Here is an 11,955-nt window from a genome sequence, read left to right on the forward strand (position 1 = left end):
CCGTCGCCGAAATGCAAAAACCCCCGCCTTTCGGGCGGGGGTTCTTGGCTTAGGGAGCCTGACGATTACCTACTTTCACACGGGAATCCGCACTATCATCGGCGTAGAGTCGTTTCACGGTCCTGTTCGGGATGGGAAGGGGTGGGACCGACTCGCTATGGTCATCAGGCAAAGAGGGTTGTTGTGCTGGCTTCGCAGCACAACCAATCTTGGAAGAAGCAGTAATTTTGAGTTGTGTGTATCACACACGAGAATCCAACTTGTCGCTTTGGATCTTGCAGCCAGTGCTTTCACACGGCGCCGATCCATAAGGCAGACTTGTTATAGGATCAAGCCTTACGGGCAATTAGTATCAGTTAGCTGAACGCATTACTGCGCTTACACACCTGACCTATCAACGTCCTGGTCTCGAACGACCCTTCAAGGGGATCTAGTCCCCAGGGATATCTCATCTTAAGGCGAGTTTCCCGCTTAGATGCTTTCAGCGGTTATCTCTTCCGAACATAGCTACCCGGCGATGCCACTGGCGTGACAACCGGTACACCAGAGGTTCGTCCACTCCGGTCCTCTCGTACTAGGAGCAGCCCCCTTCAAATATCCAACGCCCACGGCAGATAGGGACCAAACTGTCTCACGACGTTTTAAACCCAGCTCACGTACCTCTTTAAATGGCGAACAGCCATACCCTTGGGACCGGCTACAGCCCCAGGATGAGATGAGCCGACATCGAGGTGCCAAACACCGCCGTCGATATGAACTCTTGGGCGGTATCAGCCTGTTATCCCCAGAGTACCTTTTATCCGTTGAGCGATGGCCCTTCCATACAGAACCACCGGATCACTATGACCTGCTTTCGCACCTGCTCGACTTGTCGGTCTCGCAGTTAAGCACGCTTATGCCATTGCACTATCAGCACGATTTCCGACCGTACCTAGCGTACCTTCGTACTCCTCCGTTACGCTTTGGGAGGAGACCGCCCCAGTCAAACTGCCTACCATGCACTGTCCCCGACCCGGATCACGGGCCAAGGTTAGAACCTCAAACAAACCAGGGTGGTATTTCAAGGACGGCTCCACCGAAACTAGCGTTCCGGTTTCATAGCCTCCCACCTATCCTACACAGATCGGTTCAAAGTCCAATGCAAAGCTACAGTAAAGGTTCATGGGGTCTTTCCGTCTAGCCGCGGGTAGATTGCATCATCACAAACACTTCAACTTCGCTGAGTCTCGGGAGGAGACAGTGTGGCCATCGTTACGCCATTCGTGCAGGTCGGAACTTACCCGACAAGGAATTTCGCTACCTTAGGACCGTTATAGTTACGGCCGCCGTTTACCGGGACTTCAATCAAGAGCTTGCACCCCATCATTTAATCTTCCGGCACCGGGCAGGCGTCACACCCTATACGTCCACTTTCGTGTTTGCAGAGTGCTGTGTTTTTATTAAACAGTCGCAGCCACCAGTTTATTGCAACCCCTTCACCCTCCTGGCGCAGGCCAGTCAAGCTACAAGGGCGTACCTTATCCCGAAGTTACGGTACCAATTTGCCGAGTTCCTTCTCCCGAGTTCTCTCAAGCGCCTTAGAATACTCATCTCGCCCACCTGTGTCGGTTTGCGGTACGGTCATCGTTAGACTGAAGCTTAGAGGCTTTTCTTGGAACCACTTCCAATTGCTTCGCTCCCTAAGGAGCTCGCGCCACACCCTTGAATTGCGCACCCGGATTTGCCTAAGTGCCTTCTCCAATGCAGCGACCGGGACTTCCAACACCCGGACAACCTTCCGCGATCCGTCCCCCCATCGCATCTAACAATGGTGCAGGAATATTGACCTGCTTCCCATCAGCTACGCATTTCTGCCTCGCCTTAGGGGCCGACTCACCCTACGCCGATGAACGTTGCGTAGGAAACCTTGGGCTTACGGCGAGGGGGCCTTTCACCCCCTTTATCGCTACTCATGTCAGCATTCGCACTTCCGATACCTCCAGCACGCTTTTCAACGCACCTTCGCAGGCTTACGGAACGCTCTCCTACCATGCGTGCAAAGCACGCATCCGCAGCTTCGGTATATAGCTTAGCCCCGTTACATCTTCCGCGCAGGACGACTCGATCAGTGAGCTATTACGCTTTCTTTAAAGGGTGGCTGCTTCTAAGCCAACCTCCTGACTGTTTTAGCCTTCCCACTTCGTTTCCCACTTAGCTATATTTGGGGACCTTAGCTGGCGGTCTGGGTTGTTTCCCTCTTGACACCGGACGTTAGCACCCGATGTCTGTCTCCCGTGATTGCACTCTTCGGTATTCGGAGTTTGCTATGGCGGGGTAATCTGCAATAGACCCCCCAACCATGACAGTGCTCTACCCCCGAAGGTGAGACACGAGGCACTACCTAAATAGTTTTCGGAGAGAACCAGCTATTTCCAGGTTTGTTTAGCCTTTCACCCCTATCCACAGCTCATCCCCTAACTTTTCAACGTTAGTGGGTTCGGACCTCCAGTACGTGTTACCGCACCTTCATCCTGGCCATGGATAGATCACCTGGTTTCGGGTCTACGCCCAGCAACTGAACGCCCTATTCGGACTCGCTTTCGCTACGCCTGCCCTATACGGTTAAGCTTGCTACTGAACGTAAGTCGCTGACCCATTATACAAAAGGTACGCCGTCACCCCTTACGAGGCTCCGACTGTTTGTATGCATGCGGTTTCAGGATCTATTTCACTCCCCTCCCGGGGTTCTTTTCGCCTTTCCCTCACGGTACTGGTTCACTATCGGTCGATCACGAGTATTTAGCCTTGGAGGATGGTCCCCCCATCTTCAGACAGGATTTCACGTGTCCCGCCCTACTTGTCGCACACCTAGTTCTTTCATACTGTTTTCGCCTACGGGGCTATCACCCGCTATGGCCGCACTTTCCAGAGCGTTCGGCTAACAATACAAATAAAGAGTGCAAGGCTCATCCCATTTCGCTCGCCACTACTTTGGGAATCTCGGTTGATTTCTTTTCCTGCGGTTACTTAGATGTTTCAGTTCACCGCGTTCGCTTCGCATGGCCTATGTATTCAGCCATGGATACTCCAAAAGGAGTGGGTTTCCCCATTCGGACATCTACGGATCAAAGCTCGTTTGCCAGCTCCCCGTAGCTTTTCGCAGGCTACCGCGTCCTTCATCGCCTGTGATCGCCAAGGCATCCACCACATGCACTTGTTCGCTTGACCCTATAACGAGTCTGTCTCTCGACAGCCGCTACAGGTTGAGTTCTCGCGTTGTGCCGTATTCCAATTGAGTCAAACATAGAGTTCGAATCATCTTGAGATACATCGATACAATCACAACCCGGATAGTTTCCACGTCCATCTCAAGACGCTTCCGCTATCCAAATTACTTACTTCTTCCAGATTGTTAAAGAACGACAGCCGATATCTGTTGATATCCTCTGACTGGCTCAATCGCCAATGCAAAATTCTCGGTTCAGCGTGTGAACCAAGCACTTAGCGTTGGTGATTGGTGGAGGCAGACGGGATCGAACCGACGACCCCCTGCTTGCAAAGCAGGTGCTCTCCCAGCTGAGCTATGCCCCCATTGAGTACAGATGCCTCAGGTGTGTTACCGCCAGACAATGGTGGGTCTGGTTGGATTCGAACCAACGACCCCCGCCTTATCAAGACGGTGCTCTAACCGACTGAGCTACAGACCCCTGAGTCTGTCTTTAAATTTACAGCCGATAAGCGTGAGCGCTCAACTTTGCGAGAAGCTCTGGAAAGGAGGTGATCCAGCCGCACCTTCCGATACGGCTACCTTGTTACGACTTCACCCCAGTCATGAATCCTACCGTGGTGACCGTCCTCCTTGCGGTTAGACTAGCCACTTCTGGTAAAACCCACTCCCATGGTGTGACGGGCGGTGTGTACAAGACCCGGGAACGTATTCACCGCGGCATGCTGATCCGCGATTACTAGCGATTCCAGCTTCATGCACTCGAGTTGCAGAGTGCAATCCGGACTACGATCGGTTTTCTGGGATTAGCTCCCCCTCGCGGGTTGGCAACCCTCTGTTCCGACCATTGTATGACGTGTGAAGCCCTACCCATAAGGGCCATGAGGACTTGACGTCATCCCCACCTTCCTCCGGTTTGTCACCGGCAGTCTCCTTAGAGTGCTCTTGCGTAGCAACTAAGGACAAGGGTTGCGCTCGTTGCGGGACTTAACCCAACATCTCACGACACGAGCTGACGACAGCCATGCAGCACCTGTGCGCCGGTTCTCTTTCGAGCACTCCCACCTCTCAGCAGGATTCCGACCATGTCAAGGGTAGGTAAGGTTTTTCGCGTTGCATCGAATTAATCCACATCATCCACCGCTTGTGCGGGTCCCCGTCAATTCCTTTGAGTTTTAATCTTGCGACCGTACTCCCCAGGCGGTCAACTTCACGCGTTAGCTACGTTACTAAGGAAATGAATCCCCAACAACTAGTTGACATCGTTTAGGGCGTGGACTACCAGGGTATCTAATCCTGTTTGCTCCCCACGCTTTCGTGCATGAGCGTCAGTATTGGCCCAGGGGGCTGCCTTCGCCATCGGTATTCCTCCACATCTCTACGCATTTCACTGCTACACGTGGAATTCTACCCCCCTCTGCCATACTCTAGCCTGCCAGTCACCAATGCAGTTCCCAGGTTGAGCCCGGGGATTTCACATCGGTCTTAGCAAACCGCCTGCGCACGCTTTACGCCCAGTAATTCCGATTAACGCTTGCACCCTACGTATTACCGCGGCTGCTGGCACGTAGTTAGCCGGTGCTTATTCTTCCGGTACCGTCATCCCCCGACTGTATTAGAGCCAAGGATTTCTTTCCGGACAAAAGTGCTTTACAACCCGAAGGCCTTCTTCACACACGCGGCATTGCTGGATCAGGCTTTCGCCCATTGTCCAAAATTCCCCACTGCTGCCTCCCGTAGGAGTCTGGGCCGTGTCTCAGTCCCAGTGTGGCTGGTCGTCCTCTCAGACCAGCTACTGATCGTCGCCTTGGTAGGCCTTTACCCCACCAACTAGCTAATCAGCCATCGGCCAACCCTATAGCGCGAGGCCCGAAGGTCCCCCGCTTTCATCCATGGATCGTATGCGGTATTAATCCGGCTTTCGCCGGGCTATCCCCCACTACAGGACATGTTCCGATGTATTACTCACCCGTTCGCCACTCGCCACCAGGTGCAAGCACCCGTGCTGCCGTTCGACTTGCATGTGTAAGGCATGCCGCCAGCGTTCAATCTGAGCCAGGATCAAACTCTTCAGTTTAAACCTGTTACTGTTTTCGGTTCGGTTAAGAACCGGTCGCTCACTCAAAGCTGACAGGAATATGAATCACTTCATAAACCTGACTTACTTTAGTGTGAGACTCTTGATACTTTCGCTATCTGATCCGAGGATCAGCTCGCTGCCATCAAGCGCCCACACTTATCGGCTGTTAATTTTTAAAGAGCAATCTGCGAGGAACATCGTGTTTCCCGGCAGCGCTGCGTTTTCAGCAGCAGAGAAGCGAGATTATGAACCGTGTTTCGCAGCTCGTCAACAACTTTTTGCACTACGTCGTTGCGACCGCGGGGCTCAACTTCCGTACCGTCGGGGCCGTTCCTGCCAAGCCTCAACCGCACTGCTTCCCTTCCTTCCGCGCCGCGTTTCCGTGAGCGCGAAAGAGGCGTGATTCTATGCACCCGTCGGCAATCGCGCAAGGGGTTTGGCAAAAAATATAAGGCCCCGCACGCGGCCGCGTGCGGGGCCTTATAGGGAAGCGGCCGAACCGCCGTCAGTCCGTGCGCACCTGGCGCGCGACGATCTCCATATAGTGATCGAGATCCGGTGTCGCCTTGCCTGATTCCTTTGCCGTATCGTCCCAACGGCGCAGACGCAGCGCATCCTCCGCGAACGGGCGCAGCAGGAATGCCGTCGCGTCCTCTTCACTGAAGATGCCGCCCTGCAACGCGAGACTGCGCACCGAGTCCGGCGACAGGCTCTCGAAGTAGCCGGCGTCCGTGCGGCACAGGCAGCGCTTCGCGTCGACGTGCAGCCGGATCGGCTCCAGCACCGCGTCGGAAAACAGCGGCCTCAGGAACGGCAGCACGTAATACTGATGCAGATCGTCGATCCCGCGCGCGCTCGGCGTCTCGCCCCGGCGATTCAGCAGATGCCCGAGGTCGTGCAGGAACGCCGCCGCGACCAGCGGCTCGCCGGCGCCCGCCGCTTCCGCCAGCAAGCCGCTCTGCAACGCATGCTCGAGCTGCGTGACCGGCTCTCCGCTATAGGCCACATGGCCATGCTCGCGATACAGCCCGTGGATCTCCTCCACCGTCAATGCCATACGCTTACTCCCAAGGCAGCGAAAACGTCTTCAGGTTCGTGAAGCTCTTCATCGCCTCCTGGACGCCTTCCTTGTAACCGAGCCCCGAATCCTTGATGCCGCCGAACGGCGACAGCTCGATCCGGTATCCGGGCACCTCCCATACATTCACCGTGCCGACGTTCAGTTCGTTCACGAGCCGCACGACGGCCGCCGTGCTGTCGGTACACACCCCCGACGACAACCCGAACGCCGTTCCGTTGCTGATCCGGATCGCGTCGTCGATCGTATCGAACGTGATCACCGGCGATACGGGCCCGAAGGTCTCCTCGCGCACGATCGTCATCGACGGATCGACGTTGTCGAGCACGGTCGGCGCATACAGCGCGCCGCGCCGCACGTTGCCGGTCAGCAGGCGCGCGCCCTGCGCGACCGCCTCTTCCACGCGCGCCTCGAACAGGCGCGCCGCCGCCTCGTCGATCACCGTGCCCATTTCGTTCGCGGGATCGAACGGGTCGCCGTACGTCCATGCGCGCGTCTTCTCGACCAGCAATTCGGTGAACGCGGGCGCGATCGAACGCTGTACCAGCATCCGCTTGACGGCCGTGCAGCGCTGACCCGAATTCCGGTACGAACCCAGCACCGCCAGCGACGCCGCGCGCTCGAGATCGGCGTCTTCAAGCACGATCAGCGGATCGTTGCCGCCCAGCTCCAGCACGATGCGCCGGTAGCCGGCCCGCGCGGCAATCGCCTTGCCGATCGCCACGCCGCCCGTGAACGTGATCAGCGACGCATGCGGATGCGTGACGAGCGCGTCCGCGATCTCGGCCGGGTCGCCGGTCAGCACCTGCAGCATCGGCGCCGGCAACCCGGCTTCGTGCAGCAGGTCGGCCAGATAGAACGCCGACAGCGGCACCTTCTCCGACGGCTTCACGATCACGCGGTTGTTGGTCGCGATCGCCGGCGCGATCTTGTGCGCGACCTGGTTCATCGGATGATTGAACGGCGTGATCGCGACGATCACGCCGTCGAGCGGCTGCCGCTGCGAGAACACGCGCCGCGCCTTGCCGTGAGGCGTCAGGTCGCAGGAGAAGCTCTGCGCATCGTCGCGCAATGCCTCGACCGCCGCGAACTTCAGCACATCGGCGACGCGGCCGATCTCGTAGCGCGAATCCTGCTTCGACAGCCCCGATTCGAGCGTGATCAGATCGGAGGCTTCCTCGGTGCGTTCACGCAGCAGCGCGGCCGCCCGTTCGAGAATCTGCGAACGCTCGTAGCGCGTGAGCTTCGGCCGATAGGCAAGCGCGTAATCGAACGCCGCGCGCACGTCGTCGACGCTCGCGAGCGGCGCGGTGCCGACGCGCATGCCCGTATACGGGTCCGTCACGTCGAGCGTACGCTCGCGCATCGCGCGCGTACCGCACCAGCGCAGCGCCTCCGCGCGAAACGCCGGGTGATCGTGTCGGGGATGCGCCATCATGTCGCGACCCGGTTCAGCACGAAATCGAACACGTCGAAATTGCGCGGGCGACGCGCGGGATCGTCCCGCTCGATACGCCGATTGAACAGCAACGGCACTTCCTGCTCCGACACGCCGCCGTGCGAACGCAGCGGCACGGTGAGGCCCGACAGGTCGTGTTCGCGCGCGCGCGTGCCGAGCGTCATGTCGCGGCGGCCGATCACGACGAGATCGCCGATCCGGTCGGCCGGCAGTTCGAATCGTGCGGCGGCTTCCGCGTTGTCGAGCACGAGCTCGACACCGTCGAGGCCGCCGACGCGCCACATCGCCTCGGCGCGGTCGACATCCGGCGCGAGATAGATCGTCGCGAACGAGCCGAGCGCGCCGTGATGCACGACGTACGGATCGGTGATCGGCAGGATCACGCGTGCGGCCTGCGCGCCGTACCAGCCGTCGAACGCATCCTGAAGATAGATGACGTTCGGCCGGCCGGTCGCCGGGTCGTGCTTCGCGTTCATCCCGTGGTCGGCCGTGAGCCCGATCGCCCAGCCGAGCGCGTCGAGTTGCGCGAGGTAACCGTCCATCATCGCGTAGAACGCGTTCGCACCCGCGCTGCCCGGCTCGCACTTGTGCTGCACGTAGTCGGTGGTCGACAGGTACATCAGGTCGACCTGCCGCGTCTGCGCGAGCCGCACGCCGGCCGCGAACACGAATTCGGACAACGCCGCGCTGTAGACGTCCGGCGACGGCAGGCCGACCCAGTCGAGCACGTCGACGATGCCGTTTTCCGCGAGATTCGCCTGCGCGGCCTTCTCGGCGGAAAAGCAGATGCCGTGCATCTGCCAGCCGAGCAGCCGGCGCAGCTTGTCCTTCGCCGTCACGACGGCCACCCGCACGCCGGCGTCGGACGCCGCCGCGAGCAGTGTGCCGGCCCGCAGGTAGGCCGGGTCGTTCATCATCACTTCGGCACCGCGCCCGCCGTCGGCGCCCGGATCCCAGAAATAGTTGCCGCAGATGCCGTGGACCGACGGCGGCACGCCGCAGACGATTGACAGGTTGTTCGGGTTGGTGAAGGTCGGCACGACGCAATCGCCGCGCCAGGCCGTGCCTTCCGCGATCATCCTGCCGATGAACGGCGCGACGCCCGCGTCCACCGCTTTTTCGAGATAGTCGTACTCGCAGCCGTCGACGCAGACGACGACGGTCGGCTCGACCGGCAACCGGTAGCGCCGGCCGTTGACGTCGACCGAGCGGCCCGCGAGATCCGTCGATGCACCGGCCGCCGACGCGTCACCGGGATGGCGCAATGCGAACGCGGCGTTCATGATGCCGCCCGCGTGCCGCGCGGCACCCGCGCCGCGATCAGCAGCAGCGCCGCGAGCGACGCGCCGAGCATCAGCAACGACAGCGCCGAGGCCGGCAGGTAGTAACCGCGCTCGACCTGCCCGATCACGACGATCGGCACGGTCGCGAAGCCGGGCGGATAGACCGTCAGCGTCGCGCCGAGCTCGCCGAGCGACAGGGCAAAGCCGAGCGCGAGGCTCGCGCGCAGCGCCGGCACGAGCTGCGGCAGCAGCACGCGGCGCAGCACCATCGCGGGCGGCGCACCGAGGCTCGAGGCGGCTTCGCGCAGCACGGTCAACTCCGGACGCAGCGCGGCGGCCGCGCAGCGATAGCAGAACGGCAAGATCAGCGCAAGCTGCACGAGCACGACGATCGCCGCCGAGCTCGACAGGTCGAGCGGCTTCTGGTGATATGCGATCAGCACCGCGAGCCCGAGCACGACGCTCGGCACGCCGTTCGGCACCATCACGAGCGCGTCGACCACCGCGCCGAGGCCGCGCCGGTCGCGCCCTTCGAGCGCAAGCGCGAGCCACAGCCCGAGGATCGTGCCGATCGCCGACACGCCGAAGCCGATTTCGAGGCTCGTCAGCAGCGCGTCGTATTCCGGCGACCCGAGCCGCTCGAACCAGCGCAGGCTGTAGCCGGCCGGCAGGATCGTGCCCGACCATTGCGTCGACACGCTCGACAGCGCGACGACGACGACCGGCAGCACGAACAGCCAGAAGCACGCGAACGCGGCGAGCGCGAGCGCGGCGCGCGTCGCATGCTTGAGCAGCGCGTCGCTCCGGCCGATCCGGTGGCGCGGCACGGCTTGCCCGATACGAAATTCAGCGGACATCGTTCCCTCCCGTCGCACGCCGGTTCACCCGGCGATAAACCGCGTACAGCGCCAGCGACAACGCCAGCATCACGACCGCGCCGGCCGATGCGGTCGGCAGGTCGAGATCGACGGTCGCGCTGCTGTAGATCGCGACCGGCAGCGTGACGAGCCGCGCGCTGCCGAGCACGAGCAGAATGCCGAACTCGTTCAGCGTCAGCAGGAAGCACAGCACGGTGCCGGCGGCAATGCCCGGCCACGCGATCGGCAGCACGACGCGACGCGCGAGCATCCAGCCGGGCGCGCCGAGGCTGCGCGCGGCCTCGATCAGACGCAGGTCGAGCGTCGCGAACGACGCGAGCGTCGGCCGTACGACGAACGGCGTGTAGAACACGGTCTGCGCGAGAATCACGCCGCCGATGCCGAACAGGAAATCGAGCGGCGGGTTCTCGAGATGGAACAGGTGCTGCAGCGCGATGCTGATCGACCCTTGCGAGCCGTACAGGAAGATCAGCGTGAACGCGACGAGAAACGACGGAAACGCGACGTACAACTCCAGGAAGCGCGTGACGAGCGACGCGCCCGGGAACGGCTTGAAGAACAGCAGCGCGGCCAGCAGCACGCCTAGCACCGATGCGGTGCCGGCGCTCGCGAACAGCACGCCGAGCGTCGTCAGCAGCACGCCGCGCGTATCGGGGTTGCCGAAGAAGGTCCGGTACGCGGCGAAACTCAGCCCGTGATCGCCCGACAGGCTCAGCAGCACGAGCCGCACCAGCGGATAGACGACGAGCGGGCCGAGCACGACGATGGCGAGCGCGGCCAGGTGCAGGTCGCCCCTGCGCTTGCGGCGCCGCGCGGCGGCGGCATGCGCGGCGGCCGACGCGAGCACGTGCGGCGGCAGGCCGGCTTCAGGGCTCGATAAGGACGACATCGTCTGCCTCGCAATGCAGGGACACGCGCGCACCGCGCTCGGGGGCCGCGCCGCGGCCGCGTTGCATCGTGACGCGCACGGGCTCGTCGGGCGCCGCGTCGATCACGACCGCGATCGACAGGTCCGCGCCCTGCCATTCGACGGACGACACGGTGCCGTGCAGGCCGCCCGCGGCGGGCGGCATCACGGTCAGGCGCTCGGGGCGCACGCAGGCGACCTTGCCGCGCACTTCGTGGCGCGGATCGCCGAGCGGGAAGATCACGTGCGGCGGCAGCAGGTTCGCCGGGCCGAGATAGCGGGCGACGTAGCCGTCCCGCGGCGCGTCGTACAGCTGCTGCGGCGTGCCGAGCTGCGCGATGCGGCCGTCGCGCATCAGAAGCGCGCGGTCGGACAGCACGAGCGCGTCGTCGCGGTCGTGCGTCACGCAGACGACGGTCAGGTTCGGCAGGCGCTCGTGCAGCGCCTTCAGTTCGCTGCGCACCGATGCGCGCAGGTTGGCGTCGAGCGCCGACAACGGCTCGTCGAGCAGCAGCACGTCCGGCTCGATCACGAGCGCGCGCGCCAGCGCGACGCGCTGCTGCATCCCGCCCGACAACTGCGCCGGCAGATGATGGCCGGCATCGCCGAGCTGCACGAGCTTCAGCGCGTCGGCAACGCGGCGCGTCACTTCCGACGACGCCATGCCGCGTGCGCGCAGCCCGAATGCGACGTTCTCGAACACCGACAGGTGCGGGAACAGCGCGTAATTCTGGAACAGCAGACCGAGATTGCGCTTGTGCGGCGGCGCATAGGTCAGATCGCGTCCGGCCACGGTCAGCGTGCCGGTCAGGCCATCGGCCTTCACGAACCCGGCGATGAAGCGCAGCAGCGTGGTCTTGCCGCAGCCGCTCTTGCCGAGCACGGTCAGAAATTCGCCGGCACCGATCGACAGCGACAGATCCTCCAGCACCGTGCGTGCGCCGTAGCGCACGCTCAGGTGTTCGATCTGCACGCCGCCCGGCGCGCCGGACCGCAGCGTCGCGCGCGGTTCGGCGGCGCCGAATGCGCCGGGATGGGTCAGGGCGGTTTCCACCGGGTTCATCC

General features: G+C 61.6%; 6 protein-coding genes, 2 tRNA genes and 3 rRNA genes. All 11 read right to left on the minus strand.

Features of this window, described 5'->3' with window-relative positions; genetic code table 11:
- Nucleotides 1-56: 56 nt before the first annotated feature.
- Nucleotides 57-169 (minus strand): 5S ribosomal RNA (gene rrf, locus VXM69_RS00005).
- Between the two features lie 156 nt (nt 170-325).
- Nucleotides 326-3,207, minus strand: a 23S ribosomal RNA gene (locus tag VXM69_RS00010).
- 287 nt (nt 3,208-3,494) lie between these two features.
- Nucleotides 3,495-3,570 (minus strand) — tRNA-Ala (locus VXM69_RS00015).
- A gap of 39 nt (nt 3,571-3,609) precedes the next feature.
- Nucleotides 3,610-3,686: transfer RNA gene (locus VXM69_RS00020), tRNA-Ile, on the minus strand.
- Nucleotides 3,687-3,749: 63 nt separating this feature from the next.
- Nucleotides 3,750-5,282, minus strand: a 16S ribosomal RNA gene (locus VXM69_RS00025).
- Together the 16S, 23S and 5S rRNA genes with 2 tRNA genes alongside form the textbook arrangement of a ribosomal RNA operon.
- Before the next feature lie 508 nt (nt 5,283-5,790).
- Nucleotides 5,791-6,342 carry a phosphonate degradation HD-domain oxygenase gene (locus tag VXM69_RS00030; RefSeq protein ID WP_367188760.1) on the minus strand — a complete coding sequence of 184 codons (552 nt, stop codon included), beginning with the start codon at nt 6,340-6,342 and terminating at the stop codon, nt 5,791-5,793.
- A 4-nt stretch (nt 6,343-6,346) separates the two neighbouring features.
- Nucleotides 6,347-7,801 (minus strand): phosphonoacetaldehyde dehydrogenase, encoded by a 1,455-nt coding sequence (gene phnY, locus VXM69_RS00035; RefSeq protein ID WP_069706932.1) that lies wholly within the window; start codon nt 7,799-7,801, stop codon nt 6,347-6,349.
- Nucleotides 7,798-9,105 carry a phosphonoacetate hydrolase gene (phnA, locus tag VXM69_RS00040; protein ID WP_367188761.1) on the minus strand — a complete coding sequence of 436 codons (1,308 nt, stop codon included), beginning with the start codon at nt 9,103-9,105 and terminating at the stop codon, nt 7,798-7,800. Before phnA ends, phnY begins: the two co-directional genes overlap by 4 nt.
- Nucleotides 9,102-9,962 (minus strand): 2-aminoethylphosphonate ABC transport system, membrane component PhnV, encoded by an 861-nt coding sequence (gene phnV, locus VXM69_RS00045; RefSeq protein WP_034187832.1) that lies wholly within the window; start codon nt 9,960-9,962, stop codon nt 9,102-9,104. The genes phnA and phnV overlap by 4 nt, the downstream gene beginning before the upstream one ends.
- Nucleotides 9,952-10,872: a 2-aminoethylphosphonate ABC transporter permease subunit gene (gene phnU, locus VXM69_RS00050; protein ID WP_034187831.1), complete on the minus strand. Its 921-nt coding sequence runs from the start codon at nt 10,870-10,872 to the stop codon at nt 9,952-9,954. The genes phnV and phnU overlap by 11 nt, the downstream gene beginning before the upstream one ends.
- Nucleotides 10,850-11,953 carry a 2-aminoethylphosphonate ABC transport system ATP-binding subunit PhnT gene (phnT, locus tag VXM69_RS00055; protein ID WP_049029895.1) on the minus strand — a complete coding sequence of 368 codons (1,104 nt, stop codon included), beginning with the start codon at nt 11,951-11,953 and terminating at the stop codon, nt 10,850-10,852. Before phnT ends, phnU begins: the two co-directional genes overlap by 23 nt.
- Between the last annotated feature and the right edge of the window lie 2 nt (nt 11,954-11,955).

It is taken from the genome of Burkholderia sp. Ed8 (assembly GCF_040761425.1).
GTDB classification, from domain to species: Bacteria; Pseudomonadota; Gammaproteobacteria; order Burkholderiales; family Burkholderiaceae; genus Burkholderia; species Burkholderia seminalis.